Annotated in this window: 21 protein-coding genes; 11 read left to right on the plus strand and 10 right to left on the minus strand. The window is 65.2% G+C overall.

Annotated elements, in window-relative coordinates:
- The first annotated feature begins 538 nt into the window (after window positions 1-538).
- The 5 genes from hutI to hutC all read left to right on the plus strand — a co-directional run bounded on the left by hutI (window position 539) and on the right by hutC (window position 6,864).
- The gene (gene hutI / locus ACSVIK_RS07625) at window positions 539-1,756 is read left to right on the plus strand and encodes an imidazolonepropionase (protein ID WP_442443747.1); all 1,218 of its coding nucleotides are present in this window, start codon (window positions 539-541) and stop codon (window positions 1,754-1,756) included.
- Window positions 1,746-2,681 carry a formimidoylglutamase gene (gene hutG, locus ACSVIK_RS07630; RefSeq protein ID WP_442443748.1) on the plus strand — a complete coding sequence of 312 codons (936 nt, stop codon included), beginning with the start codon at window positions 1,746-1,748 and terminating at the stop codon, window positions 2,679-2,681. The genes hutI and hutG overlap by 11 nt, the downstream gene beginning before the upstream one ends.
- Window positions 2,682-2,707: 26 nt before the next feature.
- Window positions 2,708-4,372: a urocanate hydratase gene (gene hutU / locus ACSVIK_RS07635; protein WP_442443749.1), complete on the plus strand. Its 1,665-nt coding sequence runs from the start codon at window positions 2,708-2,710 to the stop codon at window positions 4,370-4,372.
- 117 nt (window positions 4,373-4,489) lie between these two features.
- A complete protein-coding gene (gene hutH / locus ACSVIK_RS07640; RefSeq protein WP_442443750.1) occupies window positions 4,490-6,025 on the plus strand; it encodes a histidine ammonia-lyase in 1,536 nt (511 codons plus the stop codon).
- 128 nt (window positions 6,026-6,153) lie between these two features.
- Complete coding sequence (gene hutC / locus ACSVIK_RS07645; RefSeq protein WP_442443751.1) at window positions 6,154-6,864, plus strand: histidine utilization repressor; 711 nt, start codon at window positions 6,154-6,156, stop codon at window positions 6,862-6,864.
- 94 nt (window positions 6,865-6,958) lie between these two features.
- Here hutC and ACSVIK_RS07650 read toward each other — a convergent pair whose 3' ends face one another.
- From ACSVIK_RS07650 to ACSVIK_RS07670, 5 genes are all read right to left on the minus strand, one after another.
- Window positions 6,959-7,618: an endonuclease gene (locus ACSVIK_RS07650; RefSeq protein ID WP_442443752.1), complete on the minus strand. Its 660-nt coding sequence runs from the start codon at window positions 7,616-7,618 to the stop codon at window positions 6,959-6,961.
- A gap of 395 nt (window positions 7,619-8,013) precedes the next feature.
- Complete coding sequence (locus ACSVIK_RS07655) at window positions 8,014-8,892, minus strand: alpha/beta hydrolase family protein (RefSeq protein WP_442443753.1); 879 nt, start codon at window positions 8,890-8,892, stop codon at window positions 8,014-8,016.
- Window positions 8,889-9,470, minus strand: coding sequence for a TetR/AcrR family transcriptional regulator (locus ACSVIK_RS07660; protein WP_442443754.1), 582 nt, complete (start codon window positions 9,468-9,470; stop codon window positions 8,889-8,891). Before ACSVIK_RS07660 ends, ACSVIK_RS07655 begins: the two co-directional genes overlap by 4 nt.
- 103 nt (window positions 9,471-9,573) lie before the next feature.
- The gene (locus tag ACSVIK_RS07665; protein ID WP_442443755.1) at window positions 9,574-10,128 is read right to left on the minus strand and encodes an NADPH-dependent FMN reductase; all 555 of its coding nucleotides are present in this window, start codon (window positions 10,126-10,128) and stop codon (window positions 9,574-9,576) included.
- 78 nt (window positions 10,129-10,206) lie between these two features.
- Window positions 10,207-11,103 carry a LysR family transcriptional regulator gene (locus ACSVIK_RS07670; protein WP_442443756.1) on the minus strand — a complete coding sequence of 299 codons (897 nt, stop codon included), beginning with the start codon at window positions 11,101-11,103 and terminating at the stop codon, window positions 10,207-10,209.
- Window positions 11,104-11,244: 141 nt separating this feature from the next.
- On the opposite strand from ACSVIK_RS07670, the gene ACSVIK_RS07675 reads away from it, so the two are divergent.
- Complete coding sequence (locus ACSVIK_RS07675) at window positions 11,245-12,318, plus strand: polyamine ABC transporter substrate-binding protein (RefSeq protein ID WP_442443757.1); 1,074 nt, start codon at window positions 11,245-11,247, stop codon at window positions 12,316-12,318.
- A gap of 104 nt (window positions 12,319-12,422) precedes the next feature.
- Window positions 12,423-13,388: an agmatinase gene (gene speB / locus ACSVIK_RS07680; protein ID WP_442443758.1), complete on the plus strand. Its 966-nt coding sequence runs from the start codon at window positions 12,423-12,425 to the stop codon at window positions 13,386-13,388.
- Window positions 13,389-13,396: 8 nt separating this feature from the next.
- On the opposite strand, the gene ACSVIK_RS07685 is transcribed toward speB, so the two are convergent.
- The 4 genes from ACSVIK_RS07685 to ACSVIK_RS07700 form a co-directional block, all read right to left on the minus strand.
- Window positions 13,397-15,700 carry an FdhF/YdeP family oxidoreductase gene (locus tag ACSVIK_RS07685; protein ID WP_442443759.1) on the minus strand — a complete coding sequence of 768 codons (2,304 nt, stop codon included), beginning with the start codon at window positions 15,698-15,700 and terminating at the stop codon, window positions 13,397-13,399.
- A 141-nt stretch (window positions 15,701-15,841) separates the two neighbouring features.
- Complete coding sequence (locus ACSVIK_RS07690) at window positions 15,842-17,401, minus strand: acyl CoA:acetate/3-ketoacid CoA transferase (protein ID WP_442443760.1); 1,560 nt, start codon at window positions 17,399-17,401, stop codon at window positions 15,842-15,844.
- Window positions 17,402-17,438: 37 nt separating this feature from the next.
- Window positions 17,439-18,824: a GntP family permease gene (locus ACSVIK_RS07695; protein ID WP_442443761.1), complete on the minus strand. Its 1,386-nt coding sequence runs from the start codon at window positions 18,822-18,824 to the stop codon at window positions 17,439-17,441.
- A 391-nt stretch (window positions 18,825-19,215) separates the two neighbouring features.
- Window positions 19,216-20,676: a sigma-54 interaction domain-containing protein gene (locus tag ACSVIK_RS07700; protein ID WP_442443762.1), complete on the minus strand. Its 1,461-nt coding sequence runs from the start codon at window positions 20,674-20,676 to the stop codon at window positions 19,216-19,218.
- A 297-nt stretch (window positions 20,677-20,973) separates the two neighbouring features.
- On the opposite strand from ACSVIK_RS07700, the gene ACSVIK_RS07705 reads away from it, so the two are divergent.
- The 4 genes from ACSVIK_RS07705 to ACSVIK_RS07720 all read left to right on the plus strand — a co-directional run bounded on the left by ACSVIK_RS07705 (window position 20,974) and on the right by ACSVIK_RS07720 (window position 24,439).
- Window positions 20,974-21,975, plus strand: a complete 1,002-nt coding sequence (locus tag ACSVIK_RS07705; RefSeq protein ID WP_442443763.1) for a DctP family TRAP transporter solute-binding subunit — start codon at window positions 20,974-20,976, stop codon at window positions 21,973-21,975.
- 101 nt (window positions 21,976-22,076) lie between these two features.
- Window positions 22,077-22,553, plus strand: a complete 477-nt coding sequence (locus ACSVIK_RS07710) for a TRAP transporter small permease (protein WP_442443764.1) — start codon at window positions 22,077-22,079, stop codon at window positions 22,551-22,553.
- Entirely contained in the window at window positions 22,543-23,838 is a 1,296-nt protein-coding gene (locus tag ACSVIK_RS07715) for a TRAP transporter large permease (RefSeq protein WP_442443765.1), read from the plus strand. The genes ACSVIK_RS07710 and ACSVIK_RS07715 overlap by 11 nt, the downstream gene beginning before the upstream one ends.
- Before the next feature lie 388 nt (window positions 23,839-24,226).
- Window positions 24,227-24,439 carry an Arc family DNA-binding protein gene (locus ACSVIK_RS07720; protein ID WP_442443766.1) on the plus strand — a complete coding sequence of 71 codons (213 nt, stop codon included), beginning with the start codon at window positions 24,227-24,229 and terminating at the stop codon, window positions 24,437-24,439.
- A 65-nt stretch (window positions 24,440-24,504) separates the two neighbouring features.
- Here ACSVIK_RS07720 and ACSVIK_RS07725 read toward each other — a convergent pair whose 3' ends face one another.
- Entirely contained in the window at window positions 24,505-26,574 is a 2,070-nt protein-coding gene (locus tag ACSVIK_RS07725; RefSeq protein WP_442443767.1) for an EAL domain-containing response regulator, read from the minus strand.
- Window positions 26,575-26,614 lie beyond the last annotated feature (40 nt).

Consider the following 26,614-nt stretch of genomic DNA (forward strand, 5'->3'; position numbering starts at 1 on the left):
TTGAGCGACATGGATGTCGCGAAAGCCACGATGGGCCATGGATGGCCCACCGTGGCGGGCCTCTGGAGCGGCGATGGAGTGAGCGAACCCTGGCGCAGCCAGGGCCGGATGAAAGGGCGGAGGGTTTGGTTACTTTGCCCGCAAAGTGACTCGCCTGGGAAGGCGAAACCAAAAACAGCACACAGAAACGCGGCAATGCGGAACAAACACCCGAACAGCCAGCAAGCCAACACAAACTTGCCAGTCCGGCATCAACCAAGCATTCCCTCTAAAAGGCGCTGACCTTTCTATATTCAGGGGCTGCGTTCCTGTCGCCAGGCAGGGCGGCTGGTCGTGGACTGACGCGGTAGGCTTATTTCTTTTAATGTATATACATATAGTTCTTGGCCTTCGTCTCCAGGGATGTCCTTCCTGCAGCAGACACTGAGAAATTTTCTGTGATGCATGGCTTATCGGAGATTGTCGATCCAGACGGATGTTGCTTGACGTCCATTCAACTCACTCATAATGTATATACAAATAAAGCCTGGAGAATCCCATGCCGATGCAACCCACCGCGAAACAGCTCTGGCGCGATGTGCAGGTCTTCGATGGCCTGGCGCAGTTGGACGAGGCGATGAATGTGCTGGTCGAGGACGGTTGCATTGCCGGCCTGTGGCCGTCGTGCACCTTCGACGAGGCGCTGGCTGAGGGCGCGGTCGAAGCAGGGCGTGGCGGCGTGATGACTCCCGGCCTGGTCGATTGCCACACCCACCTGGTCTACGCCGGCAATCGTGCCGGTGAATTCGAGCAGCGTCTGGAAGGCGTCAGCTACGAAACCATCGCCCGCAATGGCGGTGGCATCATCAGCAGCGTGCGCGCCACCCGCGCCGCCAGCGAGGACGAACTGATCGCCGCCAGCCTGCTGCGTCTCGATGCGTTGCTGGCCGATGGCGTTACCACGCTGGAGATCAAGTCCGGCTACGGCCTGACCCTTGCCGACGAACTGAAGATGCTGCGCGTGGCCCGTCGCCTCGGCGAGATGCGTCCGGTGCGGGTGCTGACCACGCTGCTCGGCGCCCATGCCCTGCCGCCGGAATATGCCGGCCGCGCCGATGACTACGTCAGCCTGGTCTGCGACGAGATGATCCCGGCCGCTGCTCGTGAAGGGCTGGCCGATGCGGTGGACGTGTTCTGCGAGGGTATCGGCTTTTCCCCGGCGCAGTGCGAGCGCATCTATCAGGCAGCCCAGGCCCACGGTCTGGCGATCAAGGCGCATGCCGAGCAACTGTCCAACCTCGGCGGCAGTGCCCTGGCTGCAAGCTATGGCGCGCTGTCCGCCGACCATATCGAATACCTCGACGAAGCCGGTGTGCGCGCCATGGCCGAGGCGGGCACCGTAGCGGTGCTGCTGCCCGGCGCCTTCCACGTGCTGCGCGAAACCCAGCTGCCGCCCATCGAACTGCTGCGCCAGTACGGTGTGCCCATGGCCGTGGCCAGCGACGCCAACCCCGGCACCTCGCCGATTTGCATGCCGACCCTGATGGCCAACCTGGCCTGCACCCTGTTTCGCCTCACCCCGCGTGAAGCGCTGGCTGGCATGACCGCCCATGGTGCCCGCGCCCTTGGTCTGCCCGACCTGGGCCGCATCGCCGTCGGCGCGCCGGCGGATCTGTGCCTGTGGGATATCCAGCAACCGGCCGAACTGGCCTACGCGGTGCAGGCCGGGCGCCTGCGCCAGCGAGTGTTCAACGGAGTCGTGACCTATGCTCGCTGATCGTCACAGCATGGCCGCCTGGAGCGGCCGTACCGACCCGGAAACCGACAGCGCGCGTTGGCACCAGCGCATCCAGGCGCTGGCCGAAAACAGCCAACCTGGCCTGGCTCTGCTCGGTTTCGCCTGCGATGAAGGTGTGCGTCGCAACCATGGCCGCGTCGGCGCTGCCACTGCGCCGCAAAGCGTGCGCAAGGCCCTGGCCAACCTGGCCTGGCATCGTCAGGCGCCGGCCTATGACGCCGGTGACGTCACCTGCGAGGACGGCGACCTGGAAGCCGCCCAGGCGCGCCTCGGCCAAAATGTCTGCGCACTGCTGGACGCCGGCCATCTGCCGCTGGTGATCGGTGGTGGGCATGAAGTGGCCTTCGGCAGCTGGTCGGGCCTGGCGGAGCACCTGAGCGGCCAAACCGCCCCACGTATCGGCATCGTCAATTTCGACGCCCATTTCGACCTGCGCGACCCGGCCCATGTGCATTCCTCCGGCACGCCTTTCGCGCAGATCGCCGAGCAGTGCGCCGCACGCGGCTGGCCGTTCCGCTACGCCTGCCTCGGCGTCAGCCGCGCCAGCAACACCCGCGCGCTGTTTGCCCGCGCCGCCGAGCTGAACGTGCTGGTGCGCGAGGATCATGAAGTTCGCGAGTCGACCCTCGATGCCATCGGTGCCGAGCTGGACGCCTTCGCTGCCGAGTGCGACGCGCTCTACCTGACCATCGATATCGACGTGCTGCCGGCCTGCGAAGCGCCGGGCGTCAGCGCGCCGGCCGCCCGTGGCGTGCGCCTGGAGTTGCTCGAGCCGCTGCTCGAACGGCTCAAGGCCAGCGGCAAGCTGCGCCTGGCCGACCTGGCCGAGCTCAATCCCGAATACGACATCGACAACCGCGCCGCCAAGGTGGCGGCGCGGCTGATTCATCTGCTCAGCCTCTGAGCCCCGAACAACAAGAGGAAACCGCTGTGACCAGCAAATATCGCGACACCGAAATCCGCGCCCCGCGCGGCACCACGCTCACCGCCAAGAGCTGGCTGACCGAAGCGCCGCTGCGCATGCTGATGAACAACCTCGACCTGGACGTGGCCGAGAACCCCAAGGAGCTGGTGGTGTACGGCGGCATCGGCCGCGCCGCGCGTAACTGGGAGTGCTACGACAAGATTGTCGAGAGCCTGACCAAGCTGAACGACGACGAAACCCTGCTGGTGCAGTCCGGCAAGCCGGTCGGCGTGTTCAAGACCCACAGCAACGCGCCGCGCGTGCTGATCGCCAACTCCAACCTGGTGCCGCACTGGGCGAGCTGGGAGCACTTCAACGAGCTGGATGCCAAGGGCCTGGCCATGTACGGCCAGATGACCGCCGGTAGCTGGATCTACATTGGCAGCCAGGGCATCGTTCAGGGCACCTATGAAACCTTCGTCGAAGCCGGTCGCCAGCACTACGCCGGCAACCTCAAGGGCCGCTGGGTGCTGACCGCTGGCCTCGGTGGCATGGGCGGTGCCCAGCCGCTGGCCGCCACCCTGGCCGGCGCCTGCTCGCTGAACATCGAATGCCAGCAGAGCAGCATCGACTTCCGCCTGCGTAGCCGTTACGTCGACGAGCAGGCTACGGATCTGGACGACGCCCTGGCGCGCATCGCCAAGTACACCGCAGAAGGCAAGGCCATCTCCGTCGCCCTGTTGGGCAACGCTGCCGAGATCCTGCCGGAACTGGTCAAGCGCGGGGTTCGCCCGGATATGGTCACCGACCAGACCAGCGCCCACGACCCGCTCAACGGCTACCTGCCGATCGGCTGGAGCTGGGCCGAATACAAGGATCGTGCAGCCACCGACCCGGCGGGTGTGGTCAAGGCCGCCAAACAGTCCATGGCCGTGCACGTTCAGGCCATGCTCGACTTCCAGAAAATGGGCGTGCCGACCTTCGACTACGGCAACAACATCCGCCAGATGGCGAAAGAGGAGGGCGTGGCCAACGCCTTCGACTTCCCCGGCTTCGTCCCGGCCTATATCCGCCCGTTGTTCTGCCGTGGCATCGGCCCGTTCCGCTGGGCGGCGCTGTCTGGCAACCCCGAGGACATCTACAAGACCGATGCCAAGGTCAAGGAGTTGATCCCCGACGACGCCCACCTGCACCGCTGGCTGGACATGGCCCGCGAGCGCATCGCCTTCCAGGGCCTGCCGGCGCGTATCTGCTGGGTCGGCCTGGGCCAGCGCGCCAAGCTCGGCCTGGCCTTCAACGAGATGGTGCGTTCCGGTGAGCTGAGTGCGCCCATCGTCATCGGCCGCGACCATCTGGACAGCGGCTCGGTGTCCAGCCCCAATCGCGAGACCGAAGCGATGCAGGACGGCTCCGATGCTGTGTCCGACTGGCCGCTGCTCAACGCCCTGCTCAATACCGCCAGCGGCGCCACCTGGGTGTCGCTGCACCATGGCGGCGGCGTGGGCATGGGCTTCTCCCAGCATTCGGGTATGGTCATCGTCTGCGATGGCACCGACGAAGCCGCCGCGCGCATTGCCCGCGTGCTGACCAACGACCCGGGCACCGGGGTGATGCGTCATGCCGATGCCGGTTACCAGATCGCCATCGACTGTGCCAAGGAGCAGGGGTTGAACCTGCCGATGATCGGTTAAGACAAGTTCGACGCCGGCCCTATGGGCCGGCGCATCAATCACTGCACGTATCGCGACTTCAGCCATTATTCGGCTCTGCTTCGCCAGGCGCGAACTCACCCCGTGGAAGAACAGAACATGAACACCCTGAACCTGAAACCCGGTCAACTGACCCTGGCCGACCTGCGCGCCGCCTACCAGGCCCCCGTGCATCTGACTCTGGACGCCAGCGCTTATCAGGCCATCGACGCCAGCGTCGCCTGCGTCAACCAGATCATTGCCGAGGGCCGCACCGCCTACGGCATCAACACCGGTTTCGGCCTGCTGGCCTCGACCCGTATCGCCAACGACGATCTGGAAAAGCTGCAGCGTTCGCTGGTGCTGTCCCACGCTGCCGGCATCGGCGAGCCGCTGAGCGACGCCATGGTGCGCCTGATCATGCTGCTCAAGATCAACAGCCTGGCGCGTGGTTTCTCCGGCATCCGCCGCCAGGTGATCGAGGCGCTGATCGCCCTGGTCAACGCCGAGGTCTACCCGCATATCCCCCTGAAAGGCTCGGTCGGCGCCTCCGGTGACCTGGCGCCGCTGGCGCATATGTCTCTGGTGCTGCTCGGCGAAAGCCAGGCGCGGCACAAGGGCCAATGGCTGCCGGCCAGCGAGGCGCTGGCCATCGCCGGCCTGGAGCCGATGACCCTGGCCGCCAAGGAGGGCCTGGCCCTGCTCAACGGCACCCAGGTGTCCACCGCCTACGCCCTGCGCGGCCTGTTCGAGGGTGAAGATCTGTACGCCGCCGCCAGCGTCTGCGGCGCGCTCAGTGTCGAGGCGCTGTTGGGTTCGCGCTCGCCCTTCGATGCGCGCATCCATGCTGCCCGTGGCCAGCGCGGGCAGATCGACGCGGCGGCCGCCTTCCGCCATCTGCTGGGTGACAGCAGCGAGATCGGCCGCTCCCACGCCGCCTGCGACAAGGTGCAGGACCCGTACTCACTGCGCTGCCAGCCGCAGGTCATGGGCGCCTGCCTGACCCAGTTGCGCCAGGCCGCCGAAGTGCTGGCCGTCGAGGCCAACGCGGTATCGGACAACCCGCTGGTGTTCGCCGCCGAAGGCGAGGTGATTTCCGGGGGCAACTTCCACGCCGAGCCGGTGGCCATGGCTGCCGACAATATCGCCCTGGCCATCGCCGAGATCGGCTCGCTGTCCGAGCGCCGCATCTCGCTGATGATGGACAAGCACATGTCGCAACTGCCGCCATTCCTGGTGGCCAATGGCGGGGTCAACTCCGGCTTCATGATCGCCCAGGTTACCGCCGCCGCCCTGGCCAGCGACAACAAGGCGCTGGCCCACCCACACAGCGTCGACAGCCTGCCCACTTCGGCCAACCAGGAAGATCACGTGTCCATGGCGCCGGGCGCCGGCAAGCGTCTGTGGGAAATGGCCGCCAATACCCGTGGCATCCTCGCCGTGGAATGGCTGGGCGCCTGCCAGGGGCTGGACTTCCGCGAAGGTCTGAAGAGCACGCCGGCTCTGGAGCAGGCCCGGCAGGCGCTGCGCGCCAAGGTGCCGTACTATGTCGAGGATCGCTTCTTCGCCCCGGACATCGCCGCCGCCGACGAGCTGCTGGCCGAGCGCGTGCTGACGCCGTTGCTGCCGGCTGGCATGTTGCCTTCCGTGAGCTGAACTGCGTAGCCCGGATGTAATCCGGGGCCTGGGTTTGAGGCTCCCGGATTGCATCCGGGCTACGGTGCTGGGAGCGGAGCGCTTGGCTCCGCTATCATCCGCGCACTCGGTCTTGCCAAGGAGCTTTCGTGACCACCACCCCGCGCTACAAGGCCATCGAGGCATTCCTGCTGGAGCGCATCCAGAGTGGCGCGTTTCCGGTCAATCATCAGATTCCACCGGAGGAGCAACTGGCGCGCGACTTCGGCGTCAGCCGCATGACCGCCAACAAGGCCATCCAGAACCTGGTGCAGCAGGGCTACCTGATGCGCCAGGCGGGTCTGGGCACCTTCGTCACTGACCGCAAGGCCGAGTCGCCGCTGCATGAGGTGATGAACATCGCCAGCGAAGTGCGCGGACGCGGCCATATTTATGCCAACCGTGTGCTGCGCTGCGAAGCCATTGCCGCCGATGACGAGGTGGCCCTGCGCCTTGGCGTGCGCCTCGGCAGCGAGGTGTTCCACAGCGTGCTGGTGCACCTGCAGGACGGCCTGCCGATCCAGCTCGAGGATCGCTTCGTCAACCCGCGCTGGGTGCCTGACTACCTGCAGACCGACTTCAGCCAGCGCACGCCCAACGAGGTGCTGGTGGCCAGCAGCCCGATGTCGGACGTGGAGCATGTGGTCGAGGCCGTGCTGGTGGATGGGCAGACGGCCGAACACCTGCAGATCGACCCGGCCATGCCCTGCCTCAGCGTGATCCGCCGCACCTGGTCCGGCGATCACCTGATCAGCTACGCGCGGTTGATCCACCCCGGCGAGCGCTACAAGCTGCGCTCGCTGCACAAGCGGCGAGGATGACCGCTGTAGGGTGCGCCGTGCGCACCACGCCCTCGGTTGCCGGTGGTGCGCACAGCGCACCCTACGTGGCGGCGATATCGAAAACAGCGAGACCTCAATCGCCGATCAACTGATCCACCAGTGAAGGATCGTCGATAAAGCGATTGCGCGTGCCCTGCAGTGCCTCGATCCGATCATTGCGCGCACGTTCGTCATCGTCCGGTGGATCCAGTCGGTGCCAGGCCTTGTACATCGGCACCAGGCCGACGATGGGCAAGTCGTACTCGACGTGCATGTAGAAGATCGCCCGAGCGATATTGCCTTTGGCTTCGTCACGCGGTTCCACCAACTGGTAGCTGGTCTTCATGTCGCAGTCGATATCGGCGAAGGCGCTTGGCACCTCGTCGTTAAGTTCGGCGAATTGCGCGTTGCGCCGCTTCAGTTCGACCCGCGCGAGGGCCGGGTAATGGTTGTGCAGATCCGCCTCGATGTAGGGATAGCGCGGATTCATGATGGTGCATTGGCGTTCGGTGATGCAGCGCATCGCGCGCTTGAGCTGCTTGATGCTGTAGATCGGGCTGGCGACCAGAGTACCGTCTTCACCGGTGAAGGTCTTACCGCAATAGAGCGTGCTGCCACCCTGGCCGTAGAGCTCTTTCCAGAAGGCCTGGGCGATGGCCTGTTTGGGGTCACTTAGCTGATTCTGGCCACCGGCCAGGACGGCAGTGCCGATGCAGGTTGCCAGGCAACCCAGAAGCAGGGTGACGACGCGCATGCTCTAGCCTCGGTGACCGCCGTGGTCGGTGGTCTGTTGTTGTTCTGCGACGCAGGCAGTCTAGCAAGAGGCTTGTAGGGAATAAACGCGCCTCGCCCATAGCCAATCCTAGGGTATGGCTCGCCATGCTGCGGGCTGGGTCACGGCTCGATCGTGAAGGCGTCGTGGTTCGAGGTCATGTAAGCCATGGCTTACATGCTGTCGCGAAGATCGCTGCTTTCGGATCATTCGGTACGGGCGTACTGTGCACCCCATGGATTCGGCGCAGGAAGCGCATCGACGATCAAGGACACACTGGACAGCCACCAGGATGGTGAGCAGATCAAGGACGTCAGGACAACAGTCTGCAGAACCCCGCTAACGCGGGGTTTTCTTTTTTGGGCTTCCCATGACGGTCAGGCTGCCGCCTGTCCCGCCATTCGCTGCTCGAACCACTCCAGTGTTTCGTCCCACAGACGCTGCGCTGCCGGACGGAAATAGCCCATGTGCCCGATGGTGCCCAGGCCCTCTGCCTGCGAGTCCAGCGTGCGCGCCTGGTACGGTGCGTTGACGTAAGCGGCCATGAAAGCGTCGCGCGACGAGGGGGGCGCCCACAGGTCGTCCAGCGCGTTGAACGCCACGATGGGCGTGCGTACCTGGGCGAAACGCTCGGCCAGTCCTGGCATCTGCGGGTCGTCGAAGAAATAGCGAGGGAAGCGACACCAGCGCTTCCACTGGCGGTAGACGCCCAGCGGCAGATCCTCGCCCATGCCCAGCTTGCTCCACGCCAGATAGCCCTTGTAGCGCGTCACCAGCGGGCCTATCAGCCGCCACATGGTCAACACGCGAACCTGCTCGGCCTTGGGCATCCAGCCATGCCAGCCCGCACCAGTGCCGAAGGTATAGAAGCCGGCGACCTGGTCGTGGTTGGGCAATAGGCCGAAAGCGTGACCGCCAAAGGAATGACCGATCATGAACAACGGGCGCTCGGCATGTCGGTGCTGTTCCACGGCCGCGGCCAGATCGAGATGGGCCCAGTCCAGATAGTCCATCTCGAAACCGCGCAGGCTGGCTGGCTTCGACTGGCCGATCCCTCGATAGTCCAGGGTCAGAGTGCTGAAGCCACGACTGGCTGCGTACTCGGCAAGGCGTCGGTAGAAGCCCTGCGGTACGCCGGTGGCGCCGGCGATCAGCAACTGCGCCCGAGGCTGCTCGGCGTGATAGCAGGTGGCGGTCAGTGGGTAATCGTCCAGAGCGAGCAGAGGCTGGGTTTCGCGGCGAATGGGCGTGTTCATGGCGACAGGGACTCCATGCGGTGCTGGCGGATCAGGTGCAGCAGGGTGGTCATGGCCTGTTGCAGGGGCTCGCTGCTGCCAGCGACACGCGCTTGTAGCAGCCCCCCTTCATAGAGCGAGACGAACAAGGCAGCCAGGCCCTGTGGCTGTGGATAGGCATGACGGTGCAACTGTTGCTGCAGTGTCTGGCGAATGGCGGCGAAGGCGTTGGCCAGGGCTGCACGAATCTGGAGATCTTCCGGGCCACTTTCCAGGGCGACGGCGGCCAATGGGCAGCCTTGCTCGAAAGCGCTCTCCTGTAGCTGGCCGAGTGCATTGTGCAGCCAGCAACTCAATGCATCGAGCGGGTCGGGCTGATGCTCGAAGAGCGCGGCGAAAGCCTGCTCGGCACCTTGGCCGACGCGCTCTATGGCGGCCACCGCAAGCTCGGTCTTGCCGCCCGGAAAGTGATGGTAAAGGCTGCCCTTGGGCACATCGGCGGTGGCCAGCAGTTCGCTCAGACCGACGCCATGCAGGCCTTTGCGCTGCAGGGCGGCGATCATGACGTCGATCAGTTTGTCGCGAGTGGTGATGGTCATGGCCTGGAGTATGTAGACCGGTCGGTCTAGTGGCCAGGGTCATACCAGCCATGAATCAGGGCATATCGGCATGGAGGCGCCGCCCAGCGGGCGGCGTGATCGTTCAGGCGTGCTTGGCCACCCACGCCGCATAGGCGTCGATGAACTTCTGCAGGAAGGGCTTGATGTCGTCGCCGAGCCGGCCCTCGTCATCGAAGAAGTTGCCGGCGCCGCCGAGATAGGCCTCCGGTTGCTGCAGCACATGCACGTCGAGGAACACCAGGCACTGGCGCAGGTGGTGGTTGGCGCCGAAGCCGCCGATGGCACCGGGGGAGGCGCTGAGCACGGCGCCGGGCTTGCCACTGAAACCGCTCTGGCCATAGGGGCGCGAGCCGACGTCGATGGCATTCTTCATCGCGCCGGGTATCGAACGGTTGTATTCGGGGGTGACGAACAGCAACGCATCGGCGGCCTTCAGCTTGCTGCGGAAGGGCGCGTAGGAAGCCGGAGCGTTGTCGCCATCGGCGTCCTCGTTGTACAGCGGCAGGTCGCCGATCTCGAGGATTTCCAGCTTCAGCGAGGCGGGCGCCAGATCGGCCAATGCCTGGGCCAGCTTGCGGTTGATGGAGGCCTTGCGCAGGCTACCGACCAGGACGGCGACGTTGTAGGTCTTGCTCATGTGTACTCCAGAGGCTGTGATGGGGAATGAACAACCACTATAGACCCCGGATTTTTCAGCAGGTGCAGAGCGCCCGCCTCATCGCCCGCTGAATACGCCCAGCAGATCCTCGGTGAAGGCCTTCTGTGCCTCGCTGGCGGGATGGCCGCGGTGGCTGGCCAGATGAAATCGCACATTGAAATCCCAGGTGCCGGGCAGGGCGCGCAAGCGGCCGCGGTCGACCCAGGGCTGGGCGACATGCTCGGGCAGGTAACCCAGGTGCGCGCCGGAGAGAATGAACGCCAGGCTGCCTTCAACCTGCTCGCAGCGGGCGCTGCTGATATCGCCCTGCCAGGGTTCGTCCGCGGTAATGAAACGGTAGGGGTGCACCACGCGGTCGCAGCCCTGCAGGTCGTCGGCGCTCAGCGTTTCACGCCGGAACAGCGGATGCCGGCGCGCGCAGTACAGGCGCTGGCGCTCCTCGAACAGGGGCTGGTAATCCAGCGCCCTCTGGCTGACGGCAAAATAGCCGATGGCCAGTTGCAGTTGATCCTGCAACAGCCGCCGTTCCAGTTCGGCGGGCATGGCGCTGAGCAATTCGATCTGCACGGCCTGGTTGCGTTGGCGAAAACGCCCGATGGCCTCGCTGATGCATTCCAGTATCTCGTCTGAAAGCGCTTCGGACAGGCCAATGCGCAAGTCGCCGAGCAGCTTGTCGGCCATGCCCTGGGCCTCGCCCCTGAAGGCCTCGATGGCGACGAACAGCTTGCGCGTGGCAGCCAGCACCTGCTCGCCCTTGGGCGTCAGGCGGAAGCCGGCCTTGCCGCGTTCGCACAGGCGAAAACCCAGGCGCGTTTCCAGCTTGGCCATCTGCGTGCTGATGGTCGACTGGCCGATGCCCAGTTCGCCCTGCGCGGCACTGAAACCGCCGCTCTCCACCACGGTGACGAACAGCCGCAACAGTTGCAGATCGAGGTCACGCAGTTGGCTGAGCATGACGGCTCCATACATTGATGAATATCGATGTTGGAGTAGAGCACTTCGTATTTATCCGAAGCAACGCTGGGTGCAGGATGCCGTCATGCCCAGCCTCCAGCAGAGAGGCACGGCCCACCGCTTCTGCCCGAGGAGTCCACCATGCGTCTTGCTGCAAGCCTGCTGCTCCTGGCCATCGCCACGCCCCTGGCGGCCGAGCCCAAGCAGCTCAACCTGTACAACTGGGCCGATTACGTGGCGCCGCAGGCGCTGGCGCGCTTTCAGGCCGAGACTGGCATCCGCGTCAAATACGACACCTTCGACAGCCCTGACGTGCTGGAAGGCAAGCTACTGACCGGGGGCAGTGGTTATGACGTCGTCGTGCCCGCTTCCAGCGTCCTGGCGCGGGCGATCCAGGCCAAGGCCCTGCAACCCGTTGCTACGCTGAAGAATGCCGGCAACCTCGACCCCGAGCTGCTGGCCAAGCTGGCCAGCGTCGACCCCGGCAACCAGTATGGCGTGCCCTATACCTGGGGCACGGTGGGCTTGGCCATCAACAAGCAGGCCGTGGAGCAGCGCCTGCCCGGCGTGGCCCTGGACAGCCTCGATCTGCTGTTCAAACCCGAATACGCCAGCAAGTTGAAGGACTGTGGCATCTCCGTGCTCGATTCGCCGCAGGAGGTGGTCGCCATTGCCCTCAACTACCTGGGCAAGCCACCCTACAGGGCCAGCAGCGCCGACCTGGATGCCGCCGGCGCCTTGCTTGCCAAGTTGCAGCCGAACCTGCGCTACATCGGCAATGCCCGGCAGATCGACGACCTGGCCAAGGGCGAAACCTGCCTGGCGCTGACCTACACCGGCGACGCCGGTATGGCCGCCGCCCGTGCCGCCGAGGCGGAGCAGCCGTTCGAGGTGCTTTACCGTATTCCTCGCGAAGGCACGCTGATCTGGTTCGACACCCTGGCCATTCCCGTCGATGCGCCGCACCCGGAGAACGCTCGAGCCTTCATCGATTTCATGCTGCAGCCGGAGGCCATCGCCGAGCTGACCAACACCCTCTACTTCGCCAACGCCAACCGTGCCGCCACGCCGCTGCTGGACGAAGCGGTGCGCGGCGACCCGGATATCTACCCGCCCGAGGCCATGCGTGCGCGCCTGTTTGCCGAACAGGCGTTGAGCCTGCGCGAGCAACGCCAGCGCACCCGCCTGTGGATCGCCTTCCGCAGCCAGTATTGAGCCTGTAGGAGCGAGCTCTGCTCGCGAGCACCCCGGTGCCAAGGGTGTCGCCAGCAGGCATGCCCAGGCCCCTGCAACGACTCCTACGAAACGAGTACCCGAGCATGAACCAAGCCTTCGACAACGACCAGGCCATCACCCGCACCAGCCTCTACGGCACTGCCGCCGAGCCCACCTACGGCGGTATCACCAGCTTCATGCGCCGGCGTTACAGTCGCGACCTGTCCGGCGTGGATCTGGCCATCAGCGGCGTGCCGTTCGACACCGCCACCACCAACCGCCCGGGCAGCCGTTTCGGCCCACGGGCGATCCGTGCAGCATCCATCCAGTCGGCCTGGGCGCGGCACTTTCCCTGGGAGTTCGACCCCTTCGATGTGCTCGCCTGCGTCGACTATGGTGACTGCTATTTCGACCACGGCACGCCGCAGGACATCCCGTTGGCGATCGAGGAGCATGCCACGGGCATTCTCGAGACGGGCTGCGCACTGCTGACCCTGGGCGGCGATCACTTCATCAGCTACCCGCTGCTCAAGGCCCATGCCAAGCAGCACGGTACGCTGGCGCTGATCCACTTCGATGCGCACAGCGACACCTGGCCGGACGAGGAGGTCAAGCGTATCGACCACGGCACCATGTTCTACCACGCGGCACGAGAGGGGCTGGTCGACCCAGCGCGCTCGGTGCAGGTCGGCCTGCGTACCACCAACGATGATGTGATGGGCTTCCAGGTGCTCGATGCCCGCGAGGTGCACCGCAGCACGCCGCAGCAGATTGCCGAGCGTATCCGTGCACGGGTGGGCGAGCATCCGGTGTACCTGACCTTCGACATCGACTGCCTCGACCCGGCCTTCGCCCCTGGCACCGGCACGCCGGTCTGTGGCGGCCTGTCCAGCCATCAGGCGCTGGAAATCCTGCGCGGCCTGCGTGGCATCAACCTGGTGGGCATGGACGTGGTGGAAGTGGCGCCGCCCTATGACCACGCCGAAGTCACCGCCCTGGCCGGCGCCACCCTGGCGATGGAGATGATCTGCCTGTACGCCGCACGGCATAAGGTCGATGGCGAAGGCTGAAGCCTGGCTCAGGCTGTGGCGATCACCCGGCGCAGCGTCACCGGGATCGACTTGGCTGCAGGAACCTTGGCCTTTTTCTCGTGGTGCCAGAGGGGCACCAGTACGTTGCATTCCGGGTAGTAACCGGCGCAGCAGCCTTCCGGTAGATCGTGCGGCGTCACCCGTAGCGGCCCCAGCGAACGGGTAACGCCGTCGTCGACGGCGGTGCTCACCTGCACCATGTCGCCTTCATCGAGTGCCAGGCGGGCCATGTCGTTGCGGTGCATGAAGATCACCGAGCGGGTGCCATGCACGCCGCGAAAACGGTCGTCATAGCCATACACCGTGGTGTTGAACTGGTCATTGCTGCGCAGCGTCATCAGGTTCAGCACGTCGCGGCGCTCCGGGGACGGCTCGACGTCGTCGTCCATCGCCAGGGTTTCGGGGGTGACGAAGTTGGCCTTGCCGCTGGCGGTGCTCCATTCGCGCCGGCTGGCCGGCAGCGGGCGGTGGAAGCCGCCAGGCTCCAGCATGCGCGTGTTGAAGTCGTGGAAGATCTCCGGGTAGGTGGCGGCGATGGCGTCGCGGATCAGGCCGTAGTCGCCCACCCAGGCATCCCAGGGCAGGCGCGGATTCGCCGGCAGCGTGGCCTTGGCCAGGGCCGCGACGATGGCCGGTTCCGAGCGCAGCAGCTCGCCCGCCGGCTTGACCACGCCCTGCCAGGCACGGATGCAGGAGGTGCTGTCCTCGGTGGTGTGCTGCTGCGGGCCGCTGGCCTGGATATCCATTTCGGTGCGACCCAGACAGGGCAGGATATAGGCCTTCTCGCCGTGCACCAGGGCGCTGCGGTTGAGCTTGGTGACGATCTGCACTGTCAGCTTCAGCCCGCTCCAGGCTGCCTCCATGCGGCTGGTGTCCGGCGTGGCGCGGGCGAAATTGCCGCCCAGGGCGAGGAAGGCCTTGATCCGCCCGTCGATGATGCCCTCGCAGGCATCCACCGTGCTGGTGCCATCGTGCTGGGGCACCTGCAGGTCGAATTGCTGGCGCAGATTTTCCGCCGGCACCTTGGCCGCCTTCTCGGTGATGCCGACGGTGCGCTGACCCTGCACGTTGGAGTGGCCGCGCACCGGGCAGATGCCGGCGCCTTCCTTGCCGAGATTGCCGCGCATCAGCAGCAGGTTGACCAGCATCTGCACGTTGAGCACGCCATGACGATGCTGGGTCAGGCCCATGCCATAGATGGCGATGACCCGCTCGCAGCCGGCATAGATCCGCGCCGCACCTTCCATGGCGCCACGGCTGAGGCCGCTGCGACGTTCCAGGCTCTCCCAGGCATAACCACGGATGGTCTGCTCGAACTCGGCGAAGCCCTGGGTGTGCTGTTCGATGAAGGCGATATCGAGCACGCGCTCCTGGCCGCTGGCCATGGCCGCGTCGTCCATGGCCAGCAGCGCCTTGCACATGCCTGCGATGGCCGCCGCATCACCGCCGGTGGCGACCTGGTGATAGTGGTTGCTGATCACCTGCGAACTGCCGGTAAGCATGCGCGTGGGCGATTGCGGGTTGCTGAAGCGCACCATGCCGCGCTCGCGCAACGGGTTGAAGTTGATGATCGGCGCCCCACGCTCGCGGGCCTCGTCCAGCTCGTGCAGCATGCGTGGGCTGTTGCTGCTGGTGTTCTGGCCGAAGATCAGCAGGCCGTCGGCCTTGGCGAAGTCGTTGAGGGTCACGGTGCCTACCGGCACGCCGATGCTTTCTGGCAGGGCTACCGAGGTGCTTTCGTGGCACATGTTGGAACTGTCGGGCAGGTTGTTGGTGCCATAAGCGCGGGCGAACAGTTGCCACAGGTAGGAAGTCTCCAGCGCGGCGCGGCCGGAGGTGTAGAACACTGCCTGATCGGGGGCATCGAGGGCCTTGAGCGTGGCAGCGATGTCGTCGATGGCCTCTTCCCAGCTCACCGGCAGGTAGCGGTCGCTGCTGGCATCCCAACGCAGCGGATGGGTGAGCCGGCCCTGTTGTTCCAGTTGGAAGTCGCTCCAGTTGCGCAGCTCGGCGAGGCTGTGGCGGGCGAAGAACTCGGGCGTGCAGCGCAGGCTGGTGTTTTCCCAGGCGGTGGCCTTGGCGCCATTCTCGCAGAAGGCCAGCGGGCGGGACGGATGGGGTTTGGCCCAGGCGCAACTGACGCAGGCGAAGCCGTCGAGCGGGCGGTTCTGTTTGAGCAGCGCCGCAGCGCCGGTCAGCGGCGCCCGTTCGCGCAGCAGAATATTGCCGACCGCGCGGGCCGAGCCCCAGCCGCCCGAAGGGCCGCGGTAGGGTTTGAAGTGGGGTTTCATAAGCACCTCCCAGGCTCGTCTTGTTAGTTACGACGAAGGCTCGCGGGAGATGGTTCAGGTTGTTTGCCCGGCACGGCTCGGTTCTCTTGTGCTGCCTGTAGCGGCAAAAAAACGGGCCTGTTCAGGCCCGCAAGTTCACGCTCAAAGGCTTTGCAGGCACCGCGCCAGGCCGATGGGCTCGGGCTTGAACAACCGCGCATCCATTAATCTCGGTTCACGCACGATAGGGGCGAAGTCCATGCGCGCGAGGATGTCGCGCTCGATATCCACACCCGGCGCGACTTCGATCAGTTCCAGCCCTTCGCGTGTCAGGCGCAGCACGCAGCGTTCGGTGACGTAGAGCACCGGTTGGCCACGCTCGGCGGCCAGGCGGCCGGCGAAGGTGCGGTGTTCCACTTCGGCGACGAACTTGCGCAGTTCACCGTCCTGAACGATGCGCAACTGGCCGCCTTCGATGCGGATATCCTGCGCGCCAGCGCTGAAAGTGCCGACGAACACCACCTGCTTGGCGTTCTGGCTGATGTTGATGAAACCGCCAGCCCCCGCCAGCCGACTGCCGAACTTGGACACGTTGAGGTTGCCCGCAGCGTCGGCCTGGGCCAGGCCGAGGAAGGCGATGTCCAGGCCGCCGCCATCGTAGAAGTCGAATTGGTAAGGCTGGTCGAGCAAGGCGCTGTGGTTGCTCGCCGCGCCGAAATCCAGCCCCGAGGCCGGCACGCCGCCGATCACGCCGGGCTCGGCGGTCAGGGTCAGGCGCTCGATCACGCCTTCTTCGGCGGCCACCGCCGCCACACCCTCGGGCACGCCGATGCCGAGGTTGACCACCGCACCACCCTTGAGCTCCAGCGCGGCGCGGCGGGCGATCAGCTTGCGCACGTCCAGTGGCATCGGCGCCAGGCTGTCCATTTCCACCCGGGTTTCGGCGGCGAATGCCGGGTTGTAGGCTGTGGCGAAGGTCTGCTGGTGGTTGGCTGGCTCAGCCACCACCACGCAGTCCACGAGGATGCCGGGGATCTTCACCTGGCGCGCATTCAGCGAGCCGCGCTCGACGATGCGTTCGACCTGGGCGATCACCAGGCCGCCCGAGTTGCGCGCGGCCATGGCGATGGCCAGGCTCTCGATGGTCAGTGCTTCGCGCTCGAAGCTGAGGTTGCCGTCTGGGTCACTGCTGGTGGCTCGAACGATACCGACGTGGATCGGGAAACTCGGATAGAACAGGTAGTCCTCGCCATCGATGGGCATCAGCCGCACCAGGTCGTTGGTGGTGCGCGCGTTGAGCTTGCCGCCGCCGTGGCGCGGGTCGACGTAGGTGCCCAGGCCGACGCGCGACAGCTGCCCTGGCTTGCCAGCGGCGATATCGCGGAACAGCTGCGAGATCACCCCCTGCGGCAGGTTGTAGGCCTCGATGCGGTTGTCCACCGCCAGCTTCTGCAGCCCTGGCACCAGGCCCCAATGGCCGCCGATCACCCGGCGCACCAGGCCTTCATGAGCCAGGTGGTTGAGGCCGCGCCCCTTGCCGTCGCCCTGGCCGGCGGCATAGACCAGGGTCAGGTCGCGCGGCGCCTGCTCAGCCATGAAGCGCTGCTCCAGGGCGATGGCGATCTGCTCGGCGAAACCGATGCCGACGAAGCCGCCGGTGGCCACGTTGGCGTTGTCCGGGATACGCGCCACGGCTTCGGCGGCGGTCATGATCTTGCTCATTGCGGGTACTCGTGAATACGGATGTTTGGAGCGGTCATCAGAAGCTTCCAAATAGGGTGCCCAGGGTGATCACCACTGCCAGCGCCACCATCGGGAAAGCGACTGTGTTGACGAAGATGAACTTGTACGACTGGCGGTGAGTGAGCTTGCAGATCGCCAGCAGCGAGATCACCGCGCCGTTGTGCGGCAGGGTGTCCATGCAGCCCGAGGCCATGGCGGCGACGCGGTGCAGCAGTTCGGGGCTGATGCCGGCGGCGTTGGCCATGGTCAGGTACTGTTCGCCGAGGGTCTTCAGCGCGATGGACATGCCGCCCGAGGCCGAGCCGGTGATGCCGGCGAGGATATTCACCGCCACCGCTTCGGAAACCAGCGGGTTGCTGGACACACCCAGCACCAGGTCACGGATGACGACGAAGCCGGCCAGCGAGGCGATCACTGTGCCGTAACCCACCTCGGCGGCGGTATTGAGGATTGGCAGCATGGAGCCGAAGGCACCGTCGTTGACGCTCTTCTTCAGATCCATCCAGCGCTTCCAGTGCAGGGCGATCAGCAGCACGATGGCCGTGCCCAGGGCAGCGATGATCGACCAGATGCCGATCAGCGACTTGGCATCCTGCAGGCCGCCGTATTCCGGCTTGGCCAGGTAGCCGGTGTCCACCGCCGGCAGAATCTGCTTGGCCATCAGGAAATTCAGGCCGATCACCACGAAGATCGGCAGCAGTGCCAGCCAGAAGCCGGGAATGTCGCGGCGCTCTTCGACAACTGGGTCATCGCGGTGCTCGCCGTAGCCTTCGCCTGCGGCCATCAGCTTGCGCGACTGCGCGGTGAGCCACCAGGTGCCGAGGCCGAACATGATCAGCCCGGCAATCACGCCCAGGCCTGGCGCGGCGAAAGCGTCGGTGCCAAAGAAGGGGTTGGGGATGGCGTTCTGGATCGCCGGGGTGCCGGGCAGCGCGGTCATGGTGAAGGTGAACGAGCCAAGGGCGATGGCGCCGGGGATCAGGCGCTTGGGAATGCCGGCTTCACGGAACAGCGCGGCGCCGATCGGATACACAGCGAAGGCCACCACGAACAACGACACGCCGCCATAGGTGAGGATGCCGCAGGCCAGCACGATGGCCAGGATGGCGCGCTCGCTGCCGACCTTGGCGACGATGCCGTGGGCAATCGCACGGGCCGATCCCGAATCGTCCATCAGCTTGCCGAACAGCGCGCCGAGTAGGAACAGCGGGAAGAACTGGATCACGTAGCCGCCCATGGCCTTCATGAACACCTGGGTGTAGGTGGGCAGCAGCAGGCCGATGTCACCGGCGAACAGCAGCGCCAGCAAGGCCAGCAGCGGGGCGAGGATCAGCACGTTGATGCCGCGATAGGCGAGGTACATCAACAAGGCGAGGGACAGCAGAATACCGAGGGTACCCATGGGTGATTCCTTTTGTTGTTGTTCTAGTGGCTCGTGGCCGTTTTATCGGGAAGGCGCGGATGCGGCGGCGCACCTTTGCCGGATATAGAGCGAGAGTCGTGCCAGGGTGGGTTGAGATCTTGGCCGATAGGGCGGGAAGGCTTGTGGACAGCGGATTTCAGCCGTTTATGCCGAGCGCAGAGCAGTCAGACCGGATATGGGTAGCTGTCCAGTTTTCTGGATTTAGTCCAGGTTTTTAGATTCTTCTTGTGCGTGATTCCAGAAATCTGGACGCGTAGCCCGGATGCAATCCGGGGCTTTTGTCGAGGCTGATCCCCGGATTTCATCTGGGTTACGATTGCGGCCCACCACGCTTTTGGTGGGAGGGGGCTTTAGCCGCGACTCGCCAGCATCAGCCCCTGCGCCCCAGCCCATGCTGCGCCAACTTGGCGTAGAAACCGGCGCGGGAAATCCCCAGGCGTTCGGCGGCCAACTGGCGATTGCCGTCGCACGCCGCCAATGCCGCCTGCAGCGCCTGGCGCTCGGCCTGCGCCAGTTGTGCGGCCAATGTCTGCGTCGTACTCGCCATCACTGGCGCAGCCGGTAGTGGCTCACTCGGTGCGACCGGATCGACCAGCAAACCACGCAAGACCTCACCATCCAGCCGCCCATCGACCGCCAGTTGTGCCCGCTCCAGCAGGTTGCGCAGCTCACGCACGTTGCCCTTCCACGGCTGCGCGCAGAGCAGGGCGAGGGCGTCTTCTGTCAGCTCCATGGGCGCCAGGCCGGAGCGGTTGGCCAGGTCGTCCAGCAGGTGTTCGATCAGCGCCGGAATGTCGCTGGCCCGTTCACGCAGCGGCGGCACGCGCAGGGCCAGCACGTTGAGGCGGTAGTAAAGGTCGTCACGAAATTGCCCGGCCGCCACCTTGGCTTCCAGGTCAATATGCGTCGCCGCGATCACCCGCACATTGAGCGGCTTGACCTGGTTGGAACCGAGCGGCTCCACCTCCTGTTCCTGCAGCACACGTAGCAGCTTGGCCTGCAACGGCAGCGGCAGGTCGCCGATCTCGTCGAGAAACAGCGTGCCGCCGTTGGCCACCTCGAACTTGCCGATGCGCCCCTTGCGTTCGGCGCCGGTAAAGGCGCCCGGTGCGGTGCCGAACAGTTCGGCCTCGACCAGGGTTTCCGGGATCGCCGCAACGTTGACCGCGACGAACGGCCCATTGGCCCGTGGCGACAGGTTGTGGATACCCTGCGCCAGCAGCTCCTTGCCGGTGCCGGTCTCGCCGCGAATCAGTACGGTGGCGTCGAGCTGCGCCGCGCGTCTCGCCTGGCGCTTGACCTCGCTGGCTGCAGCGCTGGCGCCAATGAACCCAGCGATGGTGTAGCGCGCACGGCGCGCCTTGGCCAGTTCGTGCTGGGTAGCCAGCAATTGGCTCTGCAGGTTGGCGTACTTGGCCATCAGCGGTTTGAGATGGCGGGCGCGGTCGAACAGCACGAAGCCCAGCGCGCCGACCAGGGTGCCGTCCTCGTCGCGCAGTGGAATACGGGTGACCACGAAGTGTTCGTCACCGAAGGCCATCAGGTCGAGCATGCTCGGCTGGCCGCTTTCCACCACCTCGCGCAGGCGGCTGGCCGGCAGCACCTCCTCGATCTCCTTGCCCAGCGCGGTGCGCGCGTCGGCGATGCCCACCTTCTGCGCGTACTTGTCGTTGATCCAGACGATGCGCGCCTGGCGATTGACCGCGATGGTGCCCTCGCACTGGGCATCGAGGTGATCGAACAGCAGCGGCATGGCCACCGCGCGGAAGCGCTCGGGCGACACGCCGATGATCAGGCCGTGCTGGTCGAGGTCGTCGCGGGAGATGGCCATGGGCGAATGTCCGTCAGTGAGATGCCGGTGATTATGGGCAGCGCCGATCAGGCCGGGCAATGTCCGCGGACATCGGACAATGGCAATCGCCGCGCGCTTCTGGAATAGTTGGGCGGCTGCGCGTAACCCGCCGGCGCCTGCCGAATGCCCACAAGGCCTGCCCGGCAGTCGAGACACCTGCCGTGTCCCTTTCGCGTGCCGACCGGGCATGCCTGGCGAGCCATCCGCCCGCCGCTGGATCCGCACCGCTGTGCCGGTGCCACAACGACAACACCAAGATCCACACAAGGACGCCCCATGAAACTCAAGCGACTCTTCTCCGCGCTCGTCGCCGGCGCTGCGCTGACCGCCCTGTGCGCCACCGCGCAGGCGCGTGAATACTCCGTTTCCACCGTACTGTCGGACGCCTTCCCCTGGGGGCAGGCCGCGCAGAAGTGGGCCGACCTGGTCAAGGAGCGCTCTGAAGGGCGCATCACCCTGCGCGTGTACCCCAACGCGCAACTGGTCGCCGGCGACCAGACCAAGGAATTCTCCGCCATGCGCTCGGGCCTGATCGACATGGCCGTGGGTTCGACCATCAACTGGTCACCGCAGGTGCCGGAGCTCAACCTGTTTTCCCTGCCGTTCCTGATGAAGAACGACGCCGACCTCGACGCCATCACTCAGGGCGAAGCCGGCAAGCTGGCCTTCGCCGCCATCGAGCAGCGCGGCATCGTGCCGCTGGCCTGGGGCGAGAACGGCTTCCGCCAGCTCTCCAACTCGGCCAAGCCGGTGCGCAGCCCGGCCGACCTGGCCGGCCTGAAGATCCGTGTGGTCGGCTCGCCGCTGTTCCAGGACACCTTCACCGCCCTCGGTGCCAACCCCACGCAAATGAGCTGGGCCGATGCCAAGCCGGCGCTGACCACTGGCGCGGTGGACGGCCAGGAAAACCCGCTGTCGGTATTCGACGTGGCGCGTATCGACCAGGTCGGCCAGAAGTACCTGACCCTCTGGGACTACATGGCCGATCCGCTGATCTTCGCGGTCAACCAGCGCGTGTGGAAATCCCTGCCCGAGGCCGATCGCGAACTGCTCAGCCAGGCGGCACGCGATGCCGGCAAATGGGAAATCGAGCTATCGCGCGGTGCCCAGGCCAAGCGCCTGGCCGACATCCGCGAGCGTGGCGTGGAGGTGATCGAGCTGAGCGACGCCGAGCGCGCCGCCTTTGTCGAGGCCACGGCCAGCGTGCAGCAGAAGTGGGCGCCGCGCATCGGCGACGCGCTGATGGACGCCGCACGCAAGGCCGTGGCCCAGCCCTGATTCGTCAGGCATGACCACGCCGATGTGGATCGTGTAGGCGCGAATTCATTCGCGATCCGTTGTATGGCCAGGGCGCAACTGCCCTGGCCACTGAGGTTCTTATGAGCAAGCAAGTCGACGCGCCACTGGAGCGCGTGCTCGCCACCCTGGCCCTGGTGATCATCAGCCTGATCAGCCTGGCCAACGTCGTGGTGCGCTATTTCACCGATGCATCCTTCGCCTTCACCGAGGAGATCTCGGTGTTCCTGCTGGTCATCCTCACCTTCGCCGGTGCTGCGGTGGCCATGCGCAGCAACCGACACATCCGTATCGGCCTGCTGGAGCGGATGTTCCCGCGCCTGCGCACGCCGCTGATCCTGCTGCAGTGGCTGGCCGGCGTGCTGGTGCTGGCTCTGGTGTGCTGGTATGGCGGCCAGTTCGCCTGGGAGGAATTCCAGTGGGATTCCGAATCGCCGGGTCTCGGTCTGCCCAACTGGTGGTACGTGATCTGGCTGCCGATCCTGGCGCTGCTGGTGTTCGTGCGCCTGACCCAGATGACCCTGGATCGCCTGCGCGGGAGGATCAGCGATGAGCCCTGATCTCTGGCTGATCCTCAGCTTCGTCGTGCTGCTGGCGCTGGGTGTGCCGGTGGCCTTCGCCCTCGGCCTGTCCGGCGCCATCGGCATCATCGCCGGCCTGTCGCCGGACATGCTCGCCACGCTGGGCACCAACACCTACAACGGCGTGGCCAAGTACCCGCTGATCGCCATTCCGCTGTTCATCCTCACCGGCCTGGTGTTCGAGAAGGCCGGCGTGGCGCTCAGATTGGTGCGCTTCGCCCAGGCGCTGATCGGCCCACGGCATGGCGGCCTGGCCCTGGTCGCGGTGCTGGTGTGCCTGATCATGGGCGGCATGAGCGGTTCCGGGCCGGCCGACGCCGCCGCCGTGGCCATGGTGATGCTGCCGAGCATGACCAAGGCGGGCTACCCCAAGCCGTTCTCGGCCACGCTGATCGCGGCCTCCGCCTCGACCGCGATCCTGATTCCGCCGTCCATTGCCCTGATTCTCTATTCCATCGTGGTGCCGGGCGTCGATCTGCGCGCGCTGTTCGCTGCCGGCTTGTTCCCCGGCATCATTGCCGGCCTGGTGCTGTTGCTGCCGGCCTGGCTGCTGTCGCGTCGTTATGGTTGGGAGTCCCCGGAGCAGGGCGAGCGTCCGGCCATCGGCGAAAGCTTCAGGCAGGCGCTGCCGGCGTTGTTCGCCCCGGTGCTGATCCTTGGCGGCCTGCGCAGTGGCCTGTTCACCCCCACCGAAGCCGCCGTGGTCGGCGTGGCCTATGGCGTGGCGATCGGCCTGTTCGTCACCCGTGAGCTGGATTGGCGCAGCCTCTGGCGCCTGTGCGGCGAGGCGGCGGTAATCTCCGGCGTGGTCATGCTGATCATCGCCCTGGCCGGTATCTTCGCCTGGGCCGGCACCCTGCTCGGCACCTTCCGCCACCTGGCCGAATGGCTGATCTCGCTGTCGGACAACGGCTGGGTGCTGCTGGCGCTGGTGATGCTCGCCGTGTTGCTGGCCGGCATGCTGCTCGATGCCATTTCCATCTACCTGATCCTGATGCCGATCCTGATTCCGGTGATGCAGCATTTTGGCTGGAACCCGGTGTGGTTCGGCATCCTGCTGGCGATGAACATCGCCATCGGCCAGTTCACCCCGCCGGTGGCGATCAACCTGATGGTCACGGCGGAAGTCGCCAAGATCCGCCTGGAGCAGACGGTGGGGTGGGCCGCGCTGTTCGTCGTGGTGATGGCCAGCGCTTTGCTGCTGGTGGCGATCTTCCCGGAAATCGCCCTGTGGCTGCCGCGCGTGCTGGGGTATGCGGTGTAAAGACCAGCGGCATTACCGCGTCTGCCAGAGGTGCGGTCAATGCTGCCCTGTGCGTCCCTCCTTGGCTTGGCTGTATGGCCCGAGGTTGGGCGTCTATACAGCCGCGCGGCACCGCTAAAATCCAGCCGGCAAGAACCCTTGAACAGCCCAGATACAGGGCTTCGAGCAGGGGTGTCGATGGTGTCTGGCACGAATTTTTACTGAACCCCTGGGTATTTGAGCACTCGACTGTATAGACAAGAGAAATAAACCTTGGCTGCCGAGTGGATGATCGGCCGAGCCGAATTTCATGCGCGGAGAGGTGCTAGGTGGAGAGACCATAGCGAATCCGCAAGGGGTCTTTCGTTGCCGCTCAGCAGTCGGTAACGACACTCATAATGGAGTCTCTATGCCCAAAATCACTGACAAGTTCGTACTACGAATGCCCGAGCAGCTACGTAATCAGATACACGAGAAAGCTGAATACAACTATCGCAGCATGAATAGCGAAATCGTCTTCCGCCTGGAGCGGTCGGTCGATTGCGAGGCCGAGCTGGTACACCAGAAACAACTGGTGCAGTTGTTGGCCAATCAGCTCGAGGAGTCGCGCAACTCCGCCTGAGCCGTTGTTCAGCACAGTTCACCAAGCCGCGCATTGCGCGGCTTTTTTCTGCGTGAGCAACAGCGCTATTCGTCGCCGGCAGAAAAGTCGTAATCCATGGATTGGCTGGGGCCCTGCAGGTAGTAGCCCTGGATGAAGTTGACCCCGGCCTGCCACAGGGTCGCCAGCATGCTGGCGCTCTCGACGAAGGGCACGATGGTCAGCTTGGCCTGGGAATGCAGGCTGGCGAGCAGCGTCTTGAGCGCCTCCTGATTCTCCGCCTTGCCCAGATCCTGAGTGAAGGAGCCATCCACCTTGACGAAGTCGATATGCAGGTGCTTGAGCGCATTGAACGGGTTGATCGCGCAGCCGAACTGGCTCAGCGCGACCTTGCAGTGCAGCTCGGCCAGGCCCTGGGTGAGCGCCTTGGCCTGCTTGAGGTAGGCGATGGCATCGGGTTCGCTGAACTGGAACACCAGGCAGTCGGATGGCAGGCGGGCGGCCTTGAGCGCCACGCTGAGCCAGGGCAGCAAGGTCTGATCCTGCAGGCTGGAGGTGGACAGGTGCACGAACAGGCGGGTGTTGTGGCCCTTGGCACGATGGCTGGCGAGTATCTTGATCGAGTTGAGGATCACCCAGCGGTCGATCTTCTCGCCCAGGCCGGCATCGCGGGCAGCGGCCATGAACTGGGGCGGCGGCACCTCCTCACCTTGTGGGTTGAGCAGACGTAGCAGCACTTCGTAGTGTTCGTGGGCGTCGCCACGCAGGCTGATGATGGGCTGGAACAGCAGGCGGAAGCTGTTGTTCTCCAACGCCTGCTGCACCATGGCCTGCAGGTTGCCACGGTTGGCGGCGGCGGCCAGTTCCTCGGCGGGGTTGAAGATCTTGATGGCATTGCCGTCGCTCAGCTCATCGGCGCAGCGATGGGCGCGCTCGATGACTTCCTGCGCCTTGGCGGTCTTCTCGCTGAGGCCGGCGACACCGATAGACAGCGTGGTTTGCGCCGTGCGCCCACTGATGTCGAAGAGGTGCCCTTCGACCTTCTTCAGCAGCTCCTTGAGTACTGGCGTGCATTGTTCCGGCGTTTTTCCGGGTAGCAGCGCCGCGAACACATCGTCGCCGAAGCGAGCCAGCTGGGTTTCCACCGAGAAGTGCGTGCGCAGCAGGCCGGCGAGATCGGTCAGCAGCAGGTCGATGCCGGCCAGGCCGATATCACCCTGCAGGCTGGCATAACGGTCGACGCGGATATAGGCCAGCGTGGCCGGCTGTTCGCCCTTGACCGCGCGTTCGGCGGCGGCATCCATCAGCTCGATGAAGTGCATGCGGTTGAACAGGCCGGTCACCAGATCCTGGCTACTGATCTCGCGCAGTTTTTCCTCCAGCTCGGCATTCGAGGTTTCTGCGCGGATGACTGCCTGAATGCAGGGTTCGCCATCGTAGGTGGCAGGGGAGAAGCTCATCTGCGCGGCAAAGCTGCTGCCGTCGGCGCGCACGCCGTGGCAACTGAGGTCGGCGGCGCCTTCGTCGTTCTGGTAATGCTTGAGGAAGTCCTTGAACGCTCCGTGGTCGGCACTGGCGATCAGGTCGATCATCGGCATGCCTTCCAGCTCGTCGGCATCGCTGTAGCCGAACAGCTCGAGATAAGCACGGTTGGCATAGATGTGCATGCCGTCGTGCACGTAGGTGATGGCGTCCACCGAGCTTTCCAGCAGCAACTGGCAGCGTTTCTCCGCCTCGCGCAGGGCCAGTTCGGCCGCGCGGCGGGCACGGCGTTCCGCCAGGTTGGCCAGCTCACGCTTGGCCACCAGCACCAGGCGTTCGTCCTCGCCCTGGGGCAGCGCATCCTGAGCGCCGAACATCATGGCCTCGGTAATGGCTTCGGACTCGTTGTCGGCGACGAGCTGAATCACCGGAATGTCCTTGGCCAGGCGGCGAATGGCGGTGATCGCTTCGCTGGGCTCCAGCAGTTCGCTGCTTGGCGCACAGATCAGCAGATCCCAGGTGTTCTGCAAGGCTTCGGCCAGGTCATCGCTGGAGACCAGGCGGTGCACGCGGGTGGCATGGCCGGCGTTGCGGAACAGGCTGACCAGGCGCTCAGCCTCGTTCTGCGAATCCTCAAGGATCAGCAGGCGGATGGTTTTCTTGTCGATGGCCATAGGGGAGGGTCAATACCGCGCCGAACGGGCGCGAAAAGGC

Origin of the sequence: Pseudomonas sp. NCHU5216, assembly GCF_052156495.1 — a bacterium.
Taxonomy (GTDB): domain Bacteria; phylum Pseudomonadota; class Gammaproteobacteria; order Pseudomonadales; family Pseudomonadaceae; genus Aquipseudomonas.

What these genes read in the sequence shown, in the direction of transcription:
- hutI (WP_442443747.1), top strand. Translation starts at nt 539, where the DNA reads ATGCCGATGCAACCCACCGCGAAACAGCTCTGGCGCGATGTGCAGGTC.
- ACSVIK_RS07695 (WP_442443761.1), bottom strand. Translation starts at nt 18,824, where the DNA reads ATGGGTACCCTCGGTATTCTGCTGTCCCTCGCCTTGTTGATGTACCTC.
- hutH (WP_442443750.1), top strand. Translation starts at nt 4,490, where the DNA reads ATGAACACCCTGAACCTGAAACCCGGTCAACTGACCCTGGCCGACCTG.
- ACSVIK_RS07650 (WP_442443752.1), bottom strand. Translation starts at nt 7,618, where the DNA reads ATGCGCGTCGTCACCCTGCTTCTGGGTTGCCTGGCAACCTGCATCGGC.
- ACSVIK_RS07710 (WP_442443764.1), top strand. Translation starts at nt 22,077, where the DNA reads ATGAGCAAGCAAGTCGACGCGCCACTGGAGCGCGTGCTCGCCACCCTG.
- ACSVIK_RS07685 (WP_442443759.1), bottom strand. Translation starts at nt 15,700, where the DNA reads ATGAAACCCCACTTCAAACCCTACCGCGGCCCTTCGGGCGGCTGGGGC.
- ACSVIK_RS07660 (WP_442443754.1), bottom strand. Translation starts at nt 9,470, where the DNA reads ATGACCATCACCACTCGCGACAAACTGATCGACGTCATGATCGCCGCC.
- ACSVIK_RS07670 (WP_442443756.1), bottom strand. Translation starts at nt 11,103, where the DNA reads ATGCTCAGCCAACTGCGTGACCTCGATCTGCAACTGTTGCGGCTGTTC.
- ACSVIK_RS07725 (WP_442443767.1), bottom strand. Translation starts at nt 26,574, where the DNA reads ATGGCCATCGACAAGAAAACCATCCGCCTGCTGATCCTTGAGGATTCG.
- hutG (WP_442443748.1), top strand. Translation starts at nt 1,746, where the DNA reads ATGCTCGCTGATCGTCACAGCATGGCCGCCTGGAGCGGCCGTACCGAC.
- ACSVIK_RS07675 (WP_442443757.1), top strand. Translation starts at nt 11,245, where the DNA reads ATGCGTCTTGCTGCAAGCCTGCTGCTCCTGGCCATCGCCACGCCCCTG.
- speB (WP_442443758.1), top strand. Translation starts at nt 12,423, where the DNA reads ATGAACCAAGCCTTCGACAACGACCAGGCCATCACCCGCACCAGCCTC.
- ACSVIK_RS07705 (WP_442443763.1), top strand. Translation starts at nt 20,974, where the DNA reads ATGAAACTCAAGCGACTCTTCTCCGCGCTCGTCGCCGGCGCTGCGCTG.
- ACSVIK_RS07690 (WP_442443760.1), bottom strand. Translation starts at nt 17,401, where the DNA reads ATGAGCAAGATCATGACCGCCGCCGAAGCCGTGGCGCGTATCCCGGAC.
- ACSVIK_RS07665 (WP_442443755.1), bottom strand. Translation starts at nt 10,128, where the DNA reads ATGAGCAAGACCTACAACGTCGCCGTCCTGGTCGGTAGCCTGCGCAAG.
- ACSVIK_RS07720 (WP_442443766.1), top strand. Translation starts at nt 24,227, where the DNA reads ATGCCCAAAATCACTGACAAGTTCGTACTACGAATGCCCGAGCAGCTA.
- ACSVIK_RS07655 (WP_442443753.1), bottom strand. Translation starts at nt 8,892, where the DNA reads ATGAACACGCCCATTCGCCGCGAAACCCAGCCTCTGCTCGCTCTGGAC.
- ACSVIK_RS07715 (WP_442443765.1), top strand. Translation starts at nt 22,543, where the DNA reads ATGAGCCCTGATCTCTGGCTGATCCTCAGCTTCGTCGTGCTGCTGGCG.
- ACSVIK_RS07700 (WP_442443762.1), bottom strand. Translation starts at nt 20,676, where the DNA reads ATGGCCATCTCCCGCGACGACCTCGACCAGCACGGCCTGATCATCGGC.